A 20,187-nucleotide genomic window follows, 5' to 3' on the forward strand; every position below is an offset into this window, starting at 1 on the left:
GAAGGTGCGCCAGGGCGGGTCACGGCTGGGAGTCGGAGCCACGCGATCAGAACAGGCCGGGAATCACCTCCTCCTCCATCGACGAGAAGGCCTCCTCCTGGGCGGCGTAGTACGCCTCCCAGGCGGGGGTCGACCAGATCTCGGCACGGTCACCCGCACCGATCACGGTGAGGTCGCGGTCCAGGTCCGCGTACTGGCGCAGTGCGGGCGGGATCGTCACGCGGAACTGCTTGTCGGGCTCTTCGGCGCTAGCCCCGGAGAGGAACATGCGGACGTAGTCGCGGGCGACCTTGCTCGTCAGCGGCGCGGTGTTGATGAGCTGCACCTTCTGCTGGAACACCTCGGGCGTGAAGACGTAGATGCAGCGCTCCTGGCCGCGGGCGAGTACGAGGCCGTCGGCGAGTGAGCCGCGGAACTTGGCCGGGAGGATCAGCCGGCCCTTGTCGTCGAGTTTGGGGGTGTGCGTGCCAAGGAACATGCGTCGCCCCCTTTCCTCTCCGGCCCGAGATCGGGAATTTCCTCCACATTACTCCACTTACCTCCACTTGGAAGGGTTTCGCCCCACTTTATTCCCCCAGAAACCCCTGTGTCCCCCGGACTGGGGGTGGGAGGCACGGCGCGCCCGAAACGCTCCGCATCGGCCGCGATCCGCGCGGGCACGCAAAAAACCGGGGCCGACCCAGTGGTCGGCCCCGGTGCGAAAAACGGTGGGGAGGGAAGTGGAGCGGTTTAGCGCTCGCCCTCCTGGCGGCGCTCCCAGCGCTCGTTCATACGGTCGGTCCACGACGACCGGCTCGGGCGCGATGCGGCGGGCGCCTCGGGCGCGGCTGCGGGCGCCGACCCCTTCGCGGGGGTGAGGGCGAGCAACACGCCGCCGAACATGAGAGCGAAGCCGAGCACGCCGACGAGCGGGATGCTGATGACCACGCCGGTGATGAGCACGCCGATGCCGACGACCGCGAGCAGGGCGCCGACCGTGACCAGGGTGTAATTGGGCTTACCCCGGCGACCCGATACCGCCGACACGAAATCGGCGTCGTTGCGATAGAGGTTGCGCTCCATCTCCTCGAGAAGGCGCTGTTCCTGCTCTGACAGCGGCATGGTGACCCCTTGGCTTGGTCGTGCTGGGCGCGAGGGTTCTCGCGGTCACATCATTCTAGGACCGCCCCCCTGGATAGGCTAGGCGGGTGGCTGAGAGATTGCGCCTAGTTGACCTGGTCCACGCTCGACTCGACCGGTTCCTCGACGACCGTCAGGCGCACCTTGACTCCGTCGCCGACGAGCTCGGCGTCTTCGTCGACGCCGCCCGCGACCTCCTGGCCGGCGGCAAGCGATTCCGCGCCCTGTTCGCCTACTGGGGCTGGCAAGCGGTGGCGGGCGCCTCGAAGCCGGACGACCTGCTGGCGACGTTGGATGAGCATCCCGATATCGACGCCATCATCGACGTCGCGGCGGCGCTGGAGATCTTCCAGGGCGCGGCCCTCGTGCACGACGACATCATGGACAACTCCGACACGCGACGCGGGCAGCCCGCCGCGCACCGCCGCTTCGAGGCCGCGCACCGCGAACGGGAGTGGTCGGGTAGCGCGAGCGTGTACGGAATGTCGAGCGCCCTCCTGCTCGGCGATCTGTTGCTCGGCTGGAGCGACGAGCTTCTTGACGATGGTCTCGCCCAGCTCGGCGACCGACGCGCCGCCCGCGCAGCACGCGATGAGTTTCGCACCATGCGCACGGAGGTCATGCTGGGCCAGTACCTCGACATCTACGAGGAGGTGGCGTGGCGTGAGGCGGAGGAGCGCGAGCAGCTGCCCCGCGCGCACCGCGTCGTGACCTACAAGTCGGCGAAGTATTCGATCGAGGCACCCCTCGCCCTCGGCGCGCTCATGGCCGGAGGCACCGACGGTCAGGTGTCGGCGCTGCGCGCCTTCGGCCTGCCGCTCGGCGTCGCGTTCCAGCTGCGCGACGACCTCTTGGGCGTGTTCGGCGACCCTGAGGTGACGGGCAAACCCGCGGGTGACGACCTCCGCGAGGGCAAGCGCACTGTGATCATCGCCCTGGCTCGGGCCGGTCTGCCCGTCGGACCGCGCGCGCTCATTGACGAACTGCTGGGCGATCCCGAGCTGACGCCCCATCAGGTGGCCACCCTGCAGGCCACGATCCGGGATAGCGGGGCCGTCGAGACGGTGGAGTCGATCATCGCCCGCTCCGTCTCCGAGGCTGTCGCCGCTCTGGAAGGCGCCCCGATCAGCCGAGCCGCGACGCGCGAGCTCATCGGCCTCGCCGACACGGTCACCCGACGCTCACGCTGACCACCAGGGCCGCGGACGCGGGATTCGTGCGGGTCCTCGTCTCGAGCTAAAAAGCCTCGGCCTGCGCGATGCGGCGCACCTCGGACTTCCGCCCCCGGCGCAGGGCATCGGTGGGCGAACCGTCGAGCTGATCGTGCGGGCTGAGCATCCACTCCATGGCTTCCTCGTCACTGAATCCCGCGTCGGCGAGCAGAGTGAGGGTGCCAGGCAGGCCGTGCAGCGGTTCACCGTCGACGAGGAACTCCTCGGGGACAACCACGACGCCGTCACGGCGCACCGCCAACAGGTGCCGTTCTTCCAGCAGGCGGTGAATCTTTCCCGGGCTCAGCCCGAGGAGGGCCACGAGGTCGGGGACGGTCAGCCAGCGGGTTGATTCAGCGCTCACCCCATCAGAGTGCCACGACAGAGCTGATCGAGCGACGGCATCCCCATGTTACGAGCGTGTTACAGAAAACCACACCTTCCCCAATGGTTGACATCAGTTGTACTGTGTAACAGGCGGAAGGGGGATTTCCGCTCGTACCCGTCGCCGCGGGGCGCCGAAACGGCCAGGGGGTTGTTGTCACCATGACCGTCCATCACCACGCACGCTTGAGCATCGACACTGACGTAGACGCACACACATGTACCGAGCAGAATCCGCACGCTGCTGACCGCGCTCGCGAGGTCTTCGCCGGCCTCGCACCGCGAACAGCGGATTCCGTCACCGGACGTACCGAATCGACGCCCCGCGGCACGAACGACCCTCGCCGATCCTCCGCTCGCGCGCTGGCATACAGCACCATGCCCGTCGTCGTCACCGGCGCGATCGTGCTCGGACTCGGGCTCACCGGCCCGGTCGACGCGGCGCAAGCAAACCGGAAGCCTCCCGCTCCGAAGCCGCAGCAGAATCCGGCCGCACCGAACCTGCGTGCCGCCATCGGCCAGATCGGCGCCGCCATGACCCCGGGCGCACTGGGCGTGCGTGCGATGACCACTGCCGCCGCGCCGGCGACCTACGTCGTGCAAGCCGGCGACACCGTCTCGGACATCGCTGGTCGGTTCGGGCTGTCGACGCCCGCCGTCCTCGCGATGAACGGCCTGAGCTGGAACTCCCTGATCTTTCCCGGGCAGGTCCTCACGCTGACCGACGCCCCCGCCCCCGCCCCGGTCGCCGCGCCGCCGGTCACGCAGGGCGGCTACTACGTCGTGGTCGCCGGCGACACCGTCTCGGGCATCGCCGCGCGCTTCGGCGTCACGACTCAGGCCGTTCTCGACGCCAACGGGCTCGGCTGGCGCAGCATCATCTACCCCGGTCAGCGGCTGCACATCCCCGGGGTGAGCCCGGCAGACCACGCGCACAGCAGCGCCGGGGATGTCGCCACCCACGAGTCGGTCGATGCTGACGCCGTGCTGTCGATGCCGGTCAGTGAGCGTCCGACCCTTCCGGGCGGGCCCGCCGAACACGAGGCACCCCCCGCTCCCGCTCCGGCCGCTCCTGCTCCCGCCCCCGCCGCTCCCCCGCCGGCCGCGGCGGCGCCCGCACCGGCGCCTGCCGCCCCAGCTCCTGCCCCGCCGATTGCGCCGCCGACGACGCCGGCGCCGGGCACCGTGACGGCGCTCAACGCCGACCAGCGTGCACACGCGCAGACGATCATCTCGGTGGGGCGCCAACTTGGCGTGCCCGACTACGGCATCGTGATCGCGCTGGCAACAGCGATGCAAGAGTCGTCGCTGCGCAATCTCTCGTGGGGTCACCTCGACTCGGTGGGCCTGTTCCAGCAGCGCCCGTCCAGCGGCTGGGGAACGCCCGCGCAGCTGCAAGACCCCGTCTACGCCACGCGGTTGTTCTACGGCGGGCCGCAGAACCCCAACGCCGGGCGCACACGCGGCCTGCTCGACATTCGCGGCTGGCAGTCGATGCCGTTGACCGTGGCCGCTCAGGCCGTTCAGATCTCCGCCTACCCCGACGCCTACGCCAAGTGGGAAGCGAGCGCCTGGGCCTGGCTGTCGCAACTGGGCTGACCCGTGTGGCGCGGCCCCTCGACACCTGACCCGCACCTACACTCGAGGGCGTGAGCGCCGCGCCCGGAGACCCGTTGATCGGCCGGCTCATCGACGGTCGGTACCAGGTGCGCTCGCGTATCGCCCGCGGCGGTATGGCCACCGTCTACCTCGCCACGGATCAACGACTCGATCGCCTCGTCGCGGTCAAGATCATGCACGGGCATCTGGCCGACGACAGCCAGTTCAAGGAGCGCTTCATTCAGGAGGCACGCAGCGCAGCCCGTCTCGCGCACCCCAATGTCGTCAACGTCTTCGACCAGGGTCAGGACCACGAATCGGCCTACCTCGTCATGGAGTACCTGCCGGGCATCACGCTGCGCGAGCTGCTGCAGGAGTACGGGGCGCTCACCCCCGAGCAGACGCTCGACATCGGCGAGGCGGTACTCGCCGGGCTCTCTGCCGCCCACAAGGCCGGCATCGTGCACCGCGACCTGAAGCCCGAGAACGTGCTGCTCGCCGACGACGGGCGCATCAAGATTGGTGACTTCGGCCTCGCGCGCGCGGCGAGCGCGAACACGGCGACGGGGGCCGCGTTGCTCGGCACCATCGCCTACCTCTCGCCCGAGCTGATCACCCGCGGCATCGCCGACACCCGCAGCGACATTTATGCGCTCGGCATCATGATGTTCGAGATGCTCACCGGTGAGCAGCCCTTCAAGGGCGAGCAGCCGATGCAGATCGCGTATCAGCACGCGAACGACTCGGTGCCGGCTCCCAGCACCGTGAACCCCGATGTGCCGGCCGAACTCGATGAACTGGTGCTGTGGGCCACGGCGCGTGAGCCCGCCAATCGCCCGGCCGACGCCCGCGCCCTCCTCGAGCAGTTGCGCGACACCTCCCGGTCGCTGGCGACCTCCATCGTCGCGACCGGACCGCAGCAGACGATGGTGCTGCCTCCTCTCTCGACCTCCGCCGCCGCGATGACGGCCGAGACCCAGGTGATCTCCCCCGCTGGCGCGCCGACGGCGCCGCCCGCCGACCCGGGCACGCCCAGTCAGCAGCTCGCTCTGGCCGCCCCGGCCCGACGTCGGCGCGGCATCGCCATCATGCTCGTCGTGCTGCTCGTCGCGGGCCTCGCCGCTGTGGCGGGGTGGTGGTTCTCGAGCGGGCCTGGCGGCTCGGTCACGATTCCCGAGCTGCGCAGCGTCGCCGAGGTCGACGCCCGCTCGGCACTCGCCGAGGCGGGCTTGCTCGCCGCCGACGACGTCGTGCGCGAATACTCGCTTGATGTGGATGCTGGGCTCGTGATCCGCACGGATCCCCCGGCCGGCGAGGCGGTTCCGCGCGAGACGGTCGTGACGCTCGTCGTCTCGGACGGCGCGGAGCCCACGACGGTTCCGGATGTGCGTGGTCAGCCCGAAGCGGACGCACGCGCGATCCTTGAGGAGGCCGGCTTCCTCGTCGCCGAGGAGCGCGCGGAACGCTTCGACGACGAGATCGGCGACGGCTCAGTGCTGGAGGTGCGGGACGCCGACGGCGCCGCGCTCGCTCCCGGCACCGACTCGTTCCGCGGCACCGCCGTGTCACTGCTTGTCTCGGTCGGCTCGATTCCCGAGGTGCGCGGCCTCACCCTCGAGGCTGCGCAGGCCGAACTCGAGCGGCGCGGACTCGCCTCGACGGTGGCCGACACGGTGTTCGACAACGACATTCCGGCGAACGCCGTGCTCGGCTACGGCACCCTGCCCGAGGTCATCGCGCCGGGCGACGAGCTACCGCTGATCGTCTCCCGCGGCCCCGACCTCGTGGACATTCCCGACGTGATCGGACTCAGCATCAACGAGGCGATCGACGCGCTGCGCGCCGCCGAGTTCGGCGTCGATGTGCGCACCAACGTGCCCGAGAGCTTCCTGTGGAACTTCACGACCGTGCAGAACGTGATTCCCTCGCAGGACGGCACCGCGATTCGACGCAGCACCATCATCATCGAAGCCTTCGTCTAGGCGCCGACGATCACGCGGGCGTCATCAGCTCGCGCTGAGCTCCTCCGCGACGAGGAACGCGAGTTCGAGCGACTGCATGTGGTTCAGGCGCGGGTCGCACAGCGACTCGTAGCGCGTGGCAAGCGTCGCCTCGTCGATCATCTCGCTACCGCCCAGGCACTCGGTGACGTCGTCGCCCGTGAGCTCGACGTGGATGCCGCCGGGGTGCGTGCCCGCCGCGCGGTGCGCCTCGAAGAAGCCCTTCACCTCGTCGACGACGTCGTCGAAGCGGCGCGTCTTGTAGCCGGTGGGGGTGGTCAGGCCGTTGCCGTGCATGGGGTCGGTGACCCACAGTGGGTTCGCGTCCATCCCCTTAATGGCCTCGAGAAGCGGGGGCAGAGCATCCCGGATCTTTCCGGCCCCCATGCGCGTGATGAAGGTGAGGCGACCCGGTTCGCGATCGGGGTCGAGCACGTCGATGAGGCGCTCCATCGTCTCGGGCGTCGTGGTCGGCCCGAGCTTCACGCCGATCGGGTTGCGGATGCGCTTGAAGAAGTCGACGTGCGCGCCGTCCAGCTCGCGGGTGCGCTCGCCGATCCAGAGGAAGTGGGCGCTCGTGTTGTACGGCAGGCCCGTGCGCGAGTCGATGCGGGTCATGGGGCGCTCGTAGTCCATGAGCAGGCCCTCGTGGCTCGAGTAGAACTCGACGCGCTTCAGCTCGTCGAAGTCGGCGCCGGCCGCCTCCATGAACTTGATCGCGCGATCGATCTCTTTCGCGAGGCCCTCGTAGCGCTGGTTGGCGGGGTTCGAGGCGAAGCCCTTGTTCCACGAGTGCACCATGCGCAGGTCGGCGAAACCACCCTGGGTGAAGGCGCGGATCAGGTTCAGCGTCGACGCAGCCGTGTGGTACCCCTGCACGATGCGGCGCGGGTCAGCCTGACGCGACTCCGGGGTGAAGTCGTAGCCGTTGACGATGTCGCCGCGGTACGCCGGCAGCGTCACGTCTCCGCGCGTCTCCGAGTCGCTCGAACGCGGCTTCGCGAACTGGCCGGCCATGCGCCCCATCTTGATGACGGGCATCGAGGCGCCGTAGGTGAGGACGACCGCCATCTGCAGGATCGTCTTCACGCGGTTGCGAATCTGGTCGGCGGTCGCACCCGCGAAGGTCTCGGCGCAGTCGCCGCCCTGCAGCAAGAACGCCTCGCCACGCGCGGCGCGGGCGAGCCGGTCGCGCAGATTGTCGACCTCGCCGGCGAACACGAGGGGTGGCAGCGTGGCGAGCTCGGCGGAGGCGGCCTCGGCGGCAGCGGCGTCCGGCCACTGCGGCTGCTGCTTAATTGGCAGGGTGCGCCAGTGGTCGAGCCCCGCAACGATGTCGGGGTCAGCGGCGATCACGGGTTCGGTCGGGTCGACCACAGGCGGTACTCCAGTGCAGAACGAGGGGTGGATGGCGCAGGGCGCGAGCGCGCGGTTCGAGCCTAGCCCAGCGATACGAGTGTGCCCGCCGCGGGTTAGCGGACGTGGGCGGGACGCTTGTCGCGCACGGTGGTGGCGTAAACATCGCGATACTCCTGGCCGGACAGGCGGCCGAGTTCGTACATGATTTCGTCGGTGATGGACCGCAACACGAATCGATCGGTCTCCATTCCCGCGAAGCGGCTGAAGTCGAGCGGCTCACCGAAGACGATGCCGGGTCGCAGCACCTTCGGCACGCGCGTTCCGATCGGCATGACCTTCTCGGTGTCGATCATCGCCACCGGGATGACCGGGGCACCGGACTCGAGGATCATGCGGGCAACGCCCGTGCGCCCCCGATACAGAATGCCGTCGGGGCTGCGGGTTCCCTCCGGATAGATTCCGAGCGCCTTGCCTTCGGCAAGCACGCGCAGGCCCGTGTTGAGCGATGCCTCAGAGGCCTTGCCCCCGGAGCGGTCGATCGGGAGCTGGCCGGAGGCCTCGAAGAACATGCGGGTCAACCAGCCCTTGATGCCCTTGCCGGTGAAGTAGTCGCTCTTGGCGAGAAACACCACGCGGCGGTCGAGCACCAGCGGAAGGAAGATCGAGTCAACGAACGACAGGTGGTTGCTGGCGAGGATCACGGGGCCGGAACGGGGAACGTTGTCAATGCCACGCACCCAGGGCCGGAATACGGTGAGCAGGATGGGGCCGATGACAAGGTTCTTCATCAACCAGTAGAACATCGTCGCTCCCCTCCGTCGGCCGGTGACAAGACTAACCCCGCGGCGCAGCGCCGATGGACTCGGCGTGAATGCGCGCGAGATCGGCCGCGCCCACCACGCCCGCGTCGTTGACCAGCTCGGCCACGACGAACTCTGGCTCGGGGTGGTAGCCGCGCGCCGGGAGGTGGGCGAGGTACGCCTCGCGGACGGGGTCGAGCAACGCATCACCGGCGATCGAGACGCCGCCGCCGAAGACGAACATCTCGGGATCCAACACGGCACTGAGGCTTGCGCAGGCCTGACCGAGCCACAAGCCGAGCTGACGGAGCGCGTGGAGCGCGCCGGGGTCGCCGTCCTGCAGGAATTGCGCGAGCATCCCGCCAGATAGCGTGCCGCCGGCCTCGTCTCTGGCGACCGCGAGAGCGTGTCCAATGCCGCCGGCGTCGGCGATCTCGTTCGCCATGCGCAGCAGTGCGCGCCCCGAACCGTACTGCTCAATGCAGCCGCGCGCGCCGCACCCGCAGGGCAGCCCGTCGGGAACGACGCGCAGGTGCCCCAGCTCGCCCGCGGTGCCGAAGCCGCCGCGCAGCAGGCGGTTGCCCGTCACGATGGCCCCGCCCACGCCGGTGCCGATTGTGAGCATCGTCATGTCGTGGGCGTCGCGTGCGACGCCGTAGCGAAACTCGGCCCACCCCGCAGCATTGGCGTCGTTGTCAATCGTGACGTCCATACCGAGACGGGCACGGAGGCGGTCACGAAACGGCTCGTTGCGCCAGGAGATGTTGGGCGCGTAGTAGACGGTCGACTGTGCGGCGTCGATGAAACCGGCGGCAGCAACCCCGGTCGCAATGACCGTGTGCCCGGCGCTCAGGCGCTCGACCATGCCGGCGACAATCTCGACGATCGCCGACGGATCGGTGGCGGGTGTCGGTTGGCGTTCTTCGGCGAGAATCGTGCCGTCGTCGGCAACGAGGGCACCCGCGATCTTCGTTCCGCCAATGTCGATTCCGATTGCATGCACGACTCGAAACTCTATCGGGACAGCAGTCAGCACGCGGCGAGGTGGCGCGGGTAGGGTGGTCGAATTGCCCCAGACCACACCCGGTGCCAGAGGAGCTGCCGTGAAAAAATTCGTCGTCCCGGCCGTCGTGACCCCCGACCCCGACGCGAACACCACCGACCTTCTTGTCGATCGCGTCGCGCAGGCGCCGGACGACGCGCTGTTCGCGCTGCCGACCGCCGACGGCGGCTGGAGTGACGTCACGGCTGCCGAGTTCCAGCGCCAGGTGATCGCGCTCGCGAAGGGCTTCATCGCCGCGGGCGTTGAGCCCGGCGAGAAGATCGGCTTCATGTGCAAGACCCGCTACGAGTGGACGCTCGTCGACTTCGCCGCGTGGTTTGCCGGCGCCGTTCTCGTGCCCATCTACGAAACCAGCTCGCCGAGCCAGATCCAGTACATCCTGGAGGACTCCGAAGCCCACCACCTCATCGTCGAGACGGCCGAGCACTACTCACGCTTCGACGAGATCGCGGGCGACGTGCCGAGCATCGGCCACGTGTGGCAGATGCACCTGGGGGCGCTCGACAAGCTCGCCGCCGAGGGCAGCGACGTCAGTGATGAGACCGTGGAGGCGCGCCGCACCGCGGCGGTGGGCAGCGACCTGGCGACGCTCATCTACACGTCGGGCTCGACGGGCGTGCCCAAGGGCGTCATGCTCACGCACTCGAACTTCGTCGAGCTGTCGCGCAACGCCCGGATCGCGATGAAGGAGGTCTTTGCCCCCGGGGCATCGACCCTGCTCTTCATCACCACCGCCCACGTCTTCGCCCGCTTCATTTCGATCATCTGCGTGCACGGAGGCATCAAGGTCGGTCACCAGGCCGACACGAAGCAGTTGCTACCGGCGCTGGGGTCGTTCAAGCCCACCTTCCTGCTTGCCGTCCCGCGTGTGTTCGAGAAGGTCTACAACTCGGCCGAGCAGAAGGCCGAAGCCGGCGGCAAGGGGAAGATCTTCCGCCAGGCCGCCGACACGGCCGTCGCCTACTCGAAGGCACTCGATTCCGGCTCTGTGCCCCTCGGCCTCCGGCTGCGTTTCACCCTGTTCGACAAGCTCGTGTACTCGAAGCTGAAGAACGCCATGGGTGGTCGCGTGCAGTACGCGGTTTCGGGTTCTGCTCCGCTCGGAACGCGCCTTGGCCACTTCTTCCGGGCGCTCAACGTGCGCATCCTCGAGGGCTACGGCCTGACCGAGACCACGGCGCCGGCCTCGGTGAACCTCGTCAACAAGTTCAAGATCGGCACGGTCGGCCCGGCACTTCCCGGCGTCGGAATCGCGCTCGATGACGACGGCGAGATTCTCATTTCGGGCGTGAACGTGTTCGCCGGCTACTGGAAGAAGCCCGAGGCGACCGCCGAGGTCATGACCGAAGACGGCTGGTTCCGCACCGGCGACATCGGCACCATCGACGACGACGGATACCTCACGATCACCGGGCGCAAGAAGGAGATCATCGTGACCGCCGGCGGGAAGAACGTCGCTCCTGCGGCGCTCGAAGACCCGATCCGGGCGAACCCCATCGTCGGCCAGGTCGTGGTCGTCGGCGACCAGAAGCCCTTCGTCTCGGCGCTGATCACCCTCGACCCCGAGATGCTGCCCGTGTGGCTGAACAACAACGGCGAAGACCCGCAGATGAGCATCGCCGACGCCGCTCAGCACCCGAAGGTTCTCGCCGAGGTGCAGAGCGCGATCGATGTCGCGAACGCCCGTGTCTCACGCGCGGAGTCGATTCGTAAGTTCGTCATCCTCGCCACGGAGTTCACGGAGGCCTCGGGTCACCTGACGCCCAAGATGAGCATCAAGCGCCACGTCATCACGAAAGACTTCGCGTCGGTGATTGACGGCTTGTACTCGGCGTCCCCCGAAACCCAGGGCATCTCGCTCGCGCAGTAGCGCTCACCGCGCTGTGGGCCGTCAGGGCCGCTGGAACCACTCGGCGGTCCTGATGGCACGCATCGCTTCGCGCTTCATGTCGGGCTCGAGTCCTTCGACGTAGACACGGCCCTCGAGGTGGTCGGTCTCGTGCTGCAGGGCTTGCGCGAGCAGCCCCTCCCCCTCGACGACGACGGGGTTGCCGTCGAGGTCGACTCCCTCGACGCGCGCCCACGGGTGCCTCAAACGGGGATACGCCAGACCCGGCACCGACAGACAGCCCTCGTCGACCGGCACGGCGTCACCGCGCACCTCGACGAGCTCGGGGTTGATGACGTAGCCGACGTTCCCGTCGACGTTGTAGCTGAATACGGCGAGGCCCACACCGATCTGGTTAGCCGCGACGCCGGCGCGACCCGGCACCGCGACGGTGTCGAGCAGGTCGTCGACCAGCGACCGCACTGCCGCGTCGAATGACGTGACGCGATCGGTACGGGAGCGCAGTACGGGGTCGCCAAAAAGGCGAATGGGGCGAACGGTCATCGTGTGAGCGTCAGTACTCGGTGTGCGGGATGCCCTCGACGACCAGTGCCGCGAGCTCGCGGGCAGCGTGGCGCGTGTATGGCTTCAGGTCTTTCCACTTCACGACCGAACCGGCCGCGAGCACCTCGTCGTAGGGGATACGGACGATCTCACGCACACGGGAGGCGAAGTGGGCTTCGATCTCTTCCAGCTTGACAAGGTTCGTGCCCTGCGTGGCGGTGTTGATCGCGACGACCGCGTTGCGCACCAGCTCGTCGTAGCCATTGGCCTCGAGCCAGGTCAGCGTTTCGCTCGCCAGTCGCGCCTCATCAACGCTGCCACCCGACACGATCACGACCGAGTCAGCGCGCTCCAGGGTCGGGCGCATGACCGAGTGCACGATGCCGGTTCCGCAGTCGGTCAAGACGATGGAGTAGTACCGCGCAGCCAGGTCGGCGACCACGTTGTAGTCGTCGGCGTCGAACGCTTCCGACAGCAGCGGGTCGGTGTCGCTGGCCAAGACGTCGAGTCGCGTGGCGTCACGCGAGACGAACGTGGAGAAGTCGTTGTAGGCGCCGATGGCGGCCGCGCGGTTGACGACGTCGCGCACGGTCGCGCGCGTCTGCTTGGCGACGCGCTCGGCCAGCGTTCCGCGATCGGGATTGGCGTCGATCGCGATGACGCGGTCCTCGCGAACCGAGGCGAGAGCCATGCCCAGCAGGGTCGTCACGGTCGTCTTGCCGACGCCACCCTTGCGGGTCAGCACGGGCACGAAGCGGGCCTCGAGGCCGAGCGGCCGCGCGATACGCGCATCCATCTCTTTGCGTTCGCGCACGCGACGCGAATCGCCAATGTTGACCTGGCGGAACGTGCTGAGGTACACGAAGCGCGGCCACAGGCCCTCGGGGCCGTTCGGACGCGAGCGCTTCGGGTCGAGCAGGCGATCGGCGGTGAGCATGCCGGCGGCCTCGGGCTCGGTGTCGCCGTAGAGGACGCGTCGAGACAGGTCGGCGGGCAGGTGTGCCGGGTCGATCTCGCTCAGGTCGGGCTCGGTCAGAGCGCTGGCGAGCTGCTCGTCGCCGAGCTGAATCGAGGTCGCGCCCGTCTGCAGCATCTCAACGATCTGCGGGTCAACGCCGCGGGCAGCGAGCTCGGCCGTCGGGTCGGGAACCTCCTCCGCGGTCGTCTCGGGCAGCGCCACGTCGATCGACAGCGACTCGGGAACCGCGGCAATGAACTCGCTACCGCCCCCGGGCTCAACGCCGTCGTTGACGGTGCGGGGCGTCGAGGCACCCACCACGTCAGTCGACACGTCGCCTGGTGCGTCGCGTTTCTCGGCCATGCGGCCTCCTTCCGAAGTTCGACACGCCAGTGTAGCGGGGCGGCCCCGCGCGTACGCCCCGACCGCTCAGCTGGCGACGACGACGAGCAGATCCCCCGCCTCAACCTGCTGGGTCGTCGGGATCGCGCGCCGCTCGATGCGTCCGGCGACCGGCGTCGTGATCGCGGCCTCCATCTTCATCGCCTCGATGGTCGCAATCGTGGCGCCCGCCTCGACCTCGTCGCCCTCGTCGACCTGCAGGGTCACGACACCACTGAAGGGCGCGGCGACGTGGCCCGGCTTCGACGGGTCAGCCTTCTCGGCGGACGCCGAGTCGACGGCGACGGAGCGGTCGCGGATGAGCACGGGACGCAATTGCCCGTTGAGCGTCGCCATGACGGTGCGCATGCCCTTCTCATCGGCCTCGCTGATCGCTTCGAGCCCCATGAAGAGGGTGACACCGCGCTCCATCTCGATCACGTGCTCTTCGCCCGGCTTCAGCCCGTACAGGTAGTCGGGCGTCGACAGCGCTGAAACGTCGCCGTACTGTTCGCGCACCTGCAGGAACTGTTGGGTCGGCTGCGGGAACAGCAGCTGGTTGAGCATCAGGCGTCGGTCATCGGTCGACCCGTCGAGTGCGGCGCGCTGATCGTCGGTGAGGTCGGTCAGGCCCGGCTTGACGGTGCGCCCCTCCAGAACCTTCGTGCGGAACGGTTCGGGCCAGCCGCCGGGCAGATCGCCGAGCTCACCGGCCATGAAGCCGATCACCGAGTCGGGAATGTCGTAGTTCTGGGGGTTCTGCTCGAAGTCGTCGGGGTCGGCCCCGGCGGCGGCCATCTGCAGCGCGAGGTCACCGACAACCTTCGACGACGGGGTCACCTTCGTCGGGCGCCCGAGGATGCGGTTGGCGGCGGCGTACCAGTCTTCGATGAGCTCAAAGCGGTCACCGAGCCCGAGCGCGATGGCTTGCTGGCGCAGGTTCGACAGCTGGCCGCCGGGAATCTCGTGGTGGTACACGCGCCCTGTCGGACCCGGGAGCCCCGACTCGAAGGGCTTGTACGCCCGGCGCACTGCCTCCCAGTACGGCTCCAGATCGCTCACGGCAGACAGGTCAAGGCCGGTGTCGCGCTCGGTGTGGGCGAGGGCGGCCACGAGCGCCGACAGCGCTGGCTGCGAGGTTGTGCCGGCCATGGGCGCACTCGCCGCATCCACGGCGTCCGCACCGGCGCGGGACGCGGCGAGCAGGGTCGCGAGCTGGCCGCCCGCCGTGTCATGGGTGTGCACGTGCAACGGCACGTCGAATCGCTCGCGGAGGGCCGCGACGAGCTTCTCGGCCGCGCCCGCTCGCAACAGACCCGCCATGTCTTTAATGGCGAGGATGTGCGCACCCGCGTCGACGATCCGTTCGGCCAGGCGCAGGTAGTAGTCGAGCGTGTACAGATCTTCGGCCGGGTTGAGCAGATCGCCGGAGTAGCACATGCCCACCTCCGCCACGGAGGTTCCCGTCTCCAGCACGGCGTCGATGGCGGGCCGCATCTGGTCGACGTCATTGAGCGCGTCGAAGATGCGGAAGATGTCGATACCGGTTTCCGCGGCCTCGCGCACGAAGGCATCGGTCACCGCGGTGGGGTACGGCGTGTAGCCCACCGTGTTGCGCCCGCGCAGCAGCATCTGAATGTTGATGTTGGGGAGCGCTTCGCGCATCGCGGCGAGCCGCTGCCACGGGTCTTCCCCGAGGAAGCGCAGGGCAACGTCGTACGTGGCGCCTCCCCACGCTTCGACGCTGAACAGTTGCGGCGTCAGGCGGGCCACGTGCGGCATGACGGCGACGAGGTCGCGGGTGCGCACGCGCGTGGCGAGCAGGGACTGATGCGCGTCACGGAAGGTGGAGTCGGTGACAGCGAGCGCTGTCTGCGCGCGCAGGGCCTCGGCAAAGCGCGCCGGTCCGAGGTCGCGCAGCGCGTCGCGCGAGCCGGCCGGTGCCGGCGCTGCGAGATCGACGGACGGCAGCTTGATCGCCGGGTCGATCACCCCATCCCCCGAGCCGTTGGGCTGGTTGACGGTGACGTCGGCAAGCCACGTCAGCATCTTCGTTCCGCGGTCTTTCGACGGGTTCATCGTCACGAGTTCCGGCCGCTCGTCGATGAACGAGGTCGACAGGTCACCGGCGATGACCGCGGGGTCGTCGAGCACCGCCTGCAAGAACGGGATGTTCGTGGTCACGCCACGAATACGGAACTCGGCAAGCCCGCGCTTGGCCCGGTTGACCGCCGTGGCGAAGTCGCGCCCACGACAGGTCATCTTGGCGAGCATCGAGTCGAAGTGCGGGCTGACCTGAGCACCGGCGGCAATGGTGCCGCCGTCGAGTCGCACGCCCGCCCCACCCGGTGAGCGATAGGTGGTGATCTTACCCGTGTCGGGGCGGAACCCGCTCGCCGGGTCCTCCGTCGTGATGCGGCACTGCAGGGCCGCGCCGCGCAGCTGGATCTCGTCCTGGGTGAGACCGAGGTCGGCGAGGGACTCCCCCGCGGCGATGAGCATCTGGGCGCGCACGAGGTCGACGTCGGTCACCTCTTCGGTGACGGTGTGCTCGACCTGAATGCGCGGGTTCATCTCGATGAACACGTGCTCGCCTGCTCGGTCACCCGCGGTGTCGAGCAAAAACTCGACGGTGCCGGCGTTCACGTAACCGATCGACTTCGCGAACGCGACGGCGTCGCGGTACATCGCCTGGCGGGTATCCTCATCCAGGTTCGGCGCCGGTGCGATCTCGACAACCTTCTGGTGGCGGCGCTGAATGGAGCAGTCGCGCTCGAAGAGGTGCACCGTCTCGCCGTGGGCGTCGGCCAGGATCTGCACCTCGATGTGCCGGGGCCGAACGACGGCCTGCTCGACGAACATGGTGGCGTCACCGAAGGCGCTGTCGGCCTCGCGCATGGCGGCCTCGAGCGCTGGCCGCAGTTCGTCGCGGGTCTCGACCCGGCGCATCCCTCGCCCGCCGCCGCCGGCGACCGCCTTGGCGAACACCGGGAAGCCGATCTCATCGGCGGCGTCGAGCAACACCTGGATGTCGGTGGTCGCCGGGCTGGACTTCAGCACCGGAACACCGGCGGCGATCGCCTTCTCTTTCGCCGACACCTTGTTGCCGGCCATCTCGAGGACCTCGCGCGGGGGGCCGATGAAGGCGATGCCGTTGGCGCGGGCCGCCTCGGCGAGGTCGGGGTTCTCGCTGAGAAACCCATAGCCCGGGTAGATGGCGTCGGCGCCGGACAGCTTGGCCACGCGAATGATCTCGTCGACGTTGAGGTAGGCCCGAACCGGATGGCCTTCCTCACCGATCTGGTACGCCTCATCGGCCTTCAGCCGATGGAACGAATTGCGATCTTCGTAGGGAAAAACGGCGACCGTCTTGGCGCCGAGCTCGACCGCGGCGCGAAACGCCCGGATCGCGATCTCTCCACGATTTGCGACGAGGATCTTCTGGAACATTGCGTCCTTTCCTGGCACGACGGCGCACCGTCGCGTCGGAGGTGGTGGCCGGGGACGTCCGCGAACGGTGCGGATGCACGCGTTCCATAGCCTAGTGAAGGTAGGGTCTTCTTCCGTGCACGTACTGAGCATCAGCTCCCTCAAGGGGGGCGTCGGGAAGACGACGGTGACCCTCGGGCTCGCCTCGGCGGCGTTCTCGCGAGGTTTGCGCACACTCGTCGTCGACTTCGACCCCCAGTCGGACGCCTCGACCGGCATGGACATTCAGATTGCCGGGCGCCTGACCATCGCCGACGTTCTCAGCTCGCCGAAGGAGCGCATCGTTCGGCAGGCCATCGCTCCCTCGGGCTGGACTCGCGGGCGACCGGGCAAGGTCGACGTTCTCATCGGCAGCCCGAGCGCAATCAACTTCGATGGCCCGCACCCTTCGATTCGCGAGATCTGGAAGCTCGAGGAAGCGCTCGCCCACATCGAAAGCGAGTACGACCTGGTGCTGGTCGACTGCGCACCGTCGCTGAACGCCCTGACGCGCACGGCCTGGGCCGCGAGTGACCGGGTCGTCGTGGTCACCGAACCGGGTCTGTTCTCGGTCGCCGCCGCCGACCGCGCTCTGCGCGCGATCGAGGAAATCCGTCGCGGGCTCTCACCGCGCCTGCAGCCGTTGGGCATCGTGGTCAACCGCGCTCGCGTGCAGAGCCTGGAGCACCAGTTCCGCATCAAGGAGCTGCGCGACATGTTCGGCCCGCTCGTTCTGTCGCCGCAGTTGCCCGAGCGTACGTCGCTGCAGCAGGCGCAGGGAGCCGCGAAGCCCCTTCACGTGTGGCCGGGTGAGAGCGCGCAAGAGATGGCTCGCAACTTCGATCAGCTGCTTGACCGCGTGATGCGCACCGCCCGAATCGGCGAGTACGCGCAGTCGTAGCGTCGCGGGCGCCCGCGGGGCGCGCGCTTAGCTCGCGCGGCTGGCGCGACGTGCGGCGAGTTCGTCTTTCGGGTCAGCGGCCGGGCTGGCGTCGAACTCGACCAACTCGGTTTCGACCTCCCGCAGCACCTTGCCGACGGCGATGCCGAAGACGCCCTGACCGCGGCTGACGAGGTCGATCACCTCGTCGTCTGACGTGCACAGGTAGACGCTCGCACCATCGCTCATGAGCGTGGTCTGCGCCAGGTCGTGGACACCCGCCTCGCGCAGCTGCTCAACAGCAGTGCGGATCTGCTGGAGCGAGATGCCGGTGTCGAGCAGTCGCTTGACGAGCTTCAAGACGAGGATGTCGCGGAAGCCATACAGCCGCTGCGTTCCGGATCCGGATGCACCGCGCACGGTCGGCTCGACGAGCTGCGTGCGGGCCCAGTAGTCGAGCTGACGGTATGAGATGCCGGCAGCGCGGGCCGCGACGGCGCCGCGGTAGCCGGCTTCGTCGTCGAGGTCGGGCAGGCCGTCAGTGAAGAGCAGTCCGAGGTCGTAGCGTTCGTCGCTGCGGCTGCTGTCCGTCATGGCGCGTACCTAACCTTCAGTCTTAACGTGACACTTGACGTCACGCCCTCCACCCTAGCGAGCGGGAGACGTTCGAGCCGCGACATCCGCCGTCGACACGTCGGCGTGTCGGGCCACTCTACGACTGTAGCCTGCCGAGGGCCGATCGGATCAGGCTTGATCGCACGATTTCGAGTTGGCTGGCGATCTCGCGGGCAAGCTCGGCAGCCTTCGCTCGGCTCGACGCGTCATTACGCCGCGAGACCGGGATGAGCGCGCTCTCGATGAGGCCCAACTCACGCTCTGCGGAGGCGCGGAAACCCCGCAGGTGGCGCGGTTCGATGCCCGAGCGCTGCAGCTCAACGAGGGCGCGCAGGACCTGGAGCGCGTCGTCTCCATAGGTGTCTGCAGGAGTGATCAGCGACGCGCTAATGGCATCGCTCAGGAGGCCGGGGCTCGCCTGCGCCTCGCGGACCAATTCGTCACGACTGTAACGGCGGGCGCTCGGCAACATCGACGGCGCCGCGGAGTCGAGCCCGACCGGGAGCCGCGGCGTGCGCCCCGCGTCGAGGTCATCGAGGTGCTCACGAATCACCTTGAGCGGAAGGTAGTGATCGCGCTGCATGGTCAGGATGAACCGCAGCCGCTCGACGTCGGCCGCCGAAAACTTGCGGTACCCCGAGTCGGTGCGCTGCGGCGACACGAGGTGACGCTCTTCGAGGAAGCGCAGCTTCGACGGGCTCAGGTCGGGAAACTCGGGGCTGAGTTTGGCGAGCACCTGGCCGATCGACAGCAGATTCGCTGTCGCCGGCCGTCGCGCCTCAGCGGACGACCGAGCGGGCATTAGGCGCCCTGCGGCTGGTCGTGGCGCGACGAGTAGAAGGTGAGATGGAACTTGCCCACCTGCACTTCGGCACCGTCAACGAGGGTCACCGTGTCATCGATGCGCTCGCCGTTGTAGAAGGTGCCGTTCAGTGAACCAAGGTCCCGCACCGCGAAGCGGGTGCCCGAGCGCACAAACTCGGCGTGCTTGCGGGAGACCGTGACGTCATCCAAGAAGATGTCGGCGTCGGGGTGACGGCCCGCCACCGTGAGATCGGTGTCGAGCAGGAACCGTGCGCCGGTATTGGGACCGCGCCGCACGATCAGCACCGCTGAGCCCGACGGCAGAGCGCTGATGATGTCGAGCTCGCCCGTGCGAACACCGGCTTCCATCGCCGCCAATTGCGCGGCGAACTCCGGCCCGTAGTGCACGGTCGTGTCCTGCGGGCGGTAGTTGCGGTCGCCGCCTGCGGTGTTGTCAGCCATCGGTGGTCCTCCTGCGTGCCAGCGTATCCGATGCGTCTGCGCTGTCGAGGGGGTGTGCACGGATCAGCACGCGCGTTTGCCGCAGGTATAGCAGGCCCGCCCACCAGTAGAGGAAGGCGCCCCACAGCGCGAAGGCCCAGCCGACGGGGTCGGACACGACCGCAATGGCGGGGAACGCCTGGCCAAGAACGAGGATGGGAAGCGCGTAGAACAGCGCGAACGTCGCCGTCTTCCCGATGTGGTGAACCGGGAGCGGGCCGAATCGGTGCTGAGCGAGCACGACGCCGAGCACGACGAGGAAGACGTCGCGCCCCACGATGATGACGACGAGCCACCAGGGAACCACGCCGCGAACGGCAAGCCCGAGGACCGCCGCCATGATGAACAGCCGGTCGGCGGCCGGGTCGAGCAGCTGACCGAGCTTGGTGATCTGCCCGAATCGGCGGGCGATAACCCCGTCTGCCCAGTCGCTGATCGTGGAGACGACGATGACGATGAGTGCGGCAACGTCTTCGCCGATGACGACGAGAACGAAGAACACGGGAACGAGCAGCAGCCGCAGGGCGCTCAGGGCGTTCGGAATGGTCCAGACGCGGTCGCTCACCACGGGCGAGGCGGGCGCGGGCTCGGACACGGCCTCAGTCTAGTGAGCGGCCTGCCGCCGCCCCGGAAATCCGGAGCACAGAGTTCGC

18 protein-coding genes are annotated in these 20,187 nt (G+C 68.4%); 5 read left to right on the plus strand and 13 right to left on the minus strand.

The genetic code is table 11. The features are described from left to right. Positions 1 to 46 precede the first annotated feature (46 nt). Entirely contained in the window at positions 47 to 478 is a 432-nt protein-coding gene (mraZ, locus tag ACK4SC_RS06800; protein ID WP_409616388.1) for a division/cell wall cluster transcriptional repressor MraZ, read from the minus strand. 251 nt (positions 479 to 729) lie between these two features. After that, the gene (locus ACK4SC_RS06805; RefSeq protein WP_409616391.1) at positions 730 to 1,101 is read right to left on the minus strand and encodes a DUF3040 domain-containing protein; all 372 of its coding nucleotides are present in this window, start codon (positions 1,099 to 1,101) and stop codon (positions 730 to 732) included. Positions 1,102 to 1,187: 86 nt separating this feature from the next. Between ACK4SC_RS06805 and ACK4SC_RS06810 the strand changes: the two genes are divergently transcribed. Continuing rightward, positions 1,188 to 2,309 carry a polyprenyl synthetase family protein gene (locus ACK4SC_RS06810; RefSeq protein WP_409616394.1) on the plus strand — a complete coding sequence of 374 codons (1,122 nt, stop codon included), beginning with the start codon at positions 1,188 to 1,190 and terminating at the stop codon, positions 2,307 to 2,309. Positions 2,310 to 2,355: 46 nt separating this feature from the next. Here ACK4SC_RS06810 and ACK4SC_RS06815 read toward each other — a convergent pair whose 3' ends face one another. Next, entirely contained in the window at positions 2,356 to 2,694 is a 339-nt protein-coding gene (locus ACK4SC_RS06815) for an Rv2175c family DNA-binding protein (RefSeq protein WP_409616397.1), read from the minus strand. A gap of 398 nt (positions 2,695 to 3,092) precedes the next feature. Here ACK4SC_RS06815 and ACK4SC_RS06820 point away from each other — a divergent pair, with 398 nt between their 5' ends. Together ACK4SC_RS06820 and pknB are read left to right on the plus strand one after the other, a co-directional pair. Next, a complete protein-coding gene (locus ACK4SC_RS06820) occupies positions 3,093 to 4,313 on the plus strand; it encodes a LysM peptidoglycan-binding domain-containing protein (protein ID WP_409616400.1) in 1,221 nt (406 codons plus the stop codon). A gap of 50 nt (positions 4,314 to 4,363) precedes the next feature. Then, positions 4,364 to 6,295, plus strand: coding sequence for a Stk1 family PASTA domain-containing Ser/Thr kinase (gene pknB / locus ACK4SC_RS06825; RefSeq protein ID WP_409616401.1), 1,932 nt, complete (start codon positions 4,364 to 4,366; stop codon positions 6,293 to 6,295). 24 nt (positions 6,296 to 6,319) lie between these two features. Here pknB and ACK4SC_RS06830 read toward each other — a convergent pair whose 3' ends face one another. The 3 genes from ACK4SC_RS06830 to ACK4SC_RS06840 all read right to left on the minus strand — a co-directional run bounded on the left by ACK4SC_RS06830 (position 6,320) and on the right by ACK4SC_RS06840 (position 9,475). After that, positions 6,320 to 7,690 (minus strand): class II 3-deoxy-7-phosphoheptulonate synthase, encoded by a 1,371-nt coding sequence (locus tag ACK4SC_RS06830; RefSeq protein ID WP_409616404.1) that lies wholly within the window; start codon positions 7,688 to 7,690, stop codon positions 6,320 to 6,322. Between the two features lie 95 nt (positions 7,691 to 7,785). Beyond that, a complete protein-coding gene (locus tag ACK4SC_RS06835) occupies positions 7,786 to 8,475 on the minus strand; it encodes a lysophospholipid acyltransferase family protein (protein WP_409616407.1) in 690 nt (229 codons plus the stop codon). A 31-nt stretch (positions 8,476 to 8,506) separates the two neighbouring features. Next, the gene (locus ACK4SC_RS06840) at positions 8,507 to 9,475 is read right to left on the minus strand and encodes an ROK family glucokinase (protein ID WP_409616409.1); all 969 of its coding nucleotides are present in this window, start codon (positions 9,473 to 9,475) and stop codon (positions 8,507 to 8,509) included. Between the two features lie 100 nt (positions 9,476 to 9,575). On the opposite strand from ACK4SC_RS06840, the gene ACK4SC_RS06845 reads away from it, so the two are divergent. Further along, positions 9,576 to 11,405 (plus strand): AMP-dependent synthetase/ligase, encoded by a 1,830-nt coding sequence (locus ACK4SC_RS06845; protein ID WP_409616412.1) that lies wholly within the window; start codon positions 9,576 to 9,578, stop codon positions 11,403 to 11,405. Positions 11,406 to 11,426: 21 nt separating this feature from the next. Here the strand turns inward: ACK4SC_RS06845 and ACK4SC_RS06850 are convergent, their stop codons facing one another. The 3 genes from ACK4SC_RS06850 to ACK4SC_RS06860 form a co-directional block, all read right to left on the minus strand. Beyond that, a complete protein-coding gene (locus ACK4SC_RS06850) occupies positions 11,427 to 11,927 on the minus strand; it encodes a peptide deformylase (RefSeq protein ID WP_409616415.1) in 501 nt (166 codons plus the stop codon). A 10-nt stretch (positions 11,928 to 11,937) separates the two neighbouring features. After that, positions 11,938 to 13,248, minus strand: coding sequence for an AAA family ATPase (locus ACK4SC_RS06855; RefSeq protein WP_409616418.1), 1,311 nt, complete (start codon positions 13,246 to 13,248; stop codon positions 11,938 to 11,940). 66 nt (positions 13,249 to 13,314) lie between these two features. Beyond that, complete coding sequence (locus tag ACK4SC_RS06860) at positions 13,315 to 16,716, minus strand: pyruvate carboxylase (RefSeq protein WP_409616421.1); 3,402 nt, start codon at positions 16,714 to 16,716, stop codon at positions 13,315 to 13,317. A gap of 115 nt (positions 16,717 to 16,831) precedes the next feature. Here ACK4SC_RS06860 and ACK4SC_RS06865 point away from each other — a divergent pair, with 115 nt between their 5' ends. Beyond that, a complete protein-coding gene (locus ACK4SC_RS06865) occupies positions 16,832 to 17,635 on the plus strand; it encodes a ParA family protein (RefSeq protein ID WP_409616423.1) in 804 nt (267 codons plus the stop codon). Positions 17,636 to 17,662: 27 nt separating this feature from the next. Here the strand turns inward: ACK4SC_RS06865 and ACK4SC_RS06870 are convergent, their stop codons facing one another. The 4 genes from ACK4SC_RS06870 to ACK4SC_RS06885 all read right to left on the minus strand — a co-directional run bounded on the left by ACK4SC_RS06870 (position 17,663) and on the right by ACK4SC_RS06885 (position 20,129). Continuing rightward, a complete protein-coding gene (locus ACK4SC_RS06870; RefSeq protein WP_409616426.1) occupies positions 17,663 to 18,208 on the minus strand; it encodes a MerR family transcriptional regulator in 546 nt (181 codons plus the stop codon). 118 nt (positions 18,209 to 18,326) lie between these two features. Next, on the minus strand, positions 18,327 to 19,031 hold the full coding sequence (locus tag ACK4SC_RS06875; RefSeq protein ID WP_409616429.1) for a MerR family transcriptional regulator: 705 nt from the start codon (positions 19,029 to 19,031) through the stop codon (positions 18,327 to 18,329). Continuing rightward, positions 19,031 to 19,402 carry an FHA domain-containing protein gene (locus ACK4SC_RS06880; protein ID WP_409616728.1) on the minus strand — a complete coding sequence of 124 codons (372 nt, stop codon included), beginning with the start codon at positions 19,400 to 19,402 and terminating at the stop codon, positions 19,031 to 19,033. The genes ACK4SC_RS06875 and ACK4SC_RS06880 overlap by 1 nt, the downstream gene beginning before the upstream one ends. Before the next feature lie 85 nt (positions 19,403 to 19,487). Then, positions 19,488 to 20,129 (minus strand): CDP-alcohol phosphatidyltransferase family protein, encoded by a 642-nt coding sequence (locus tag ACK4SC_RS06885; RefSeq protein WP_409616432.1) that lies wholly within the window; start codon positions 20,127 to 20,129, stop codon positions 19,488 to 19,490. Positions 20,130 to 20,187: the final 58 nt, after the last annotated feature.

The sequence above is a fragment of the Microcella sp. genome, assembly GCF_046293215.1.
GTDB lineage: Bacteria > Actinomycetota > Actinomycetes > Actinomycetales > Microbacteriaceae > Microcella.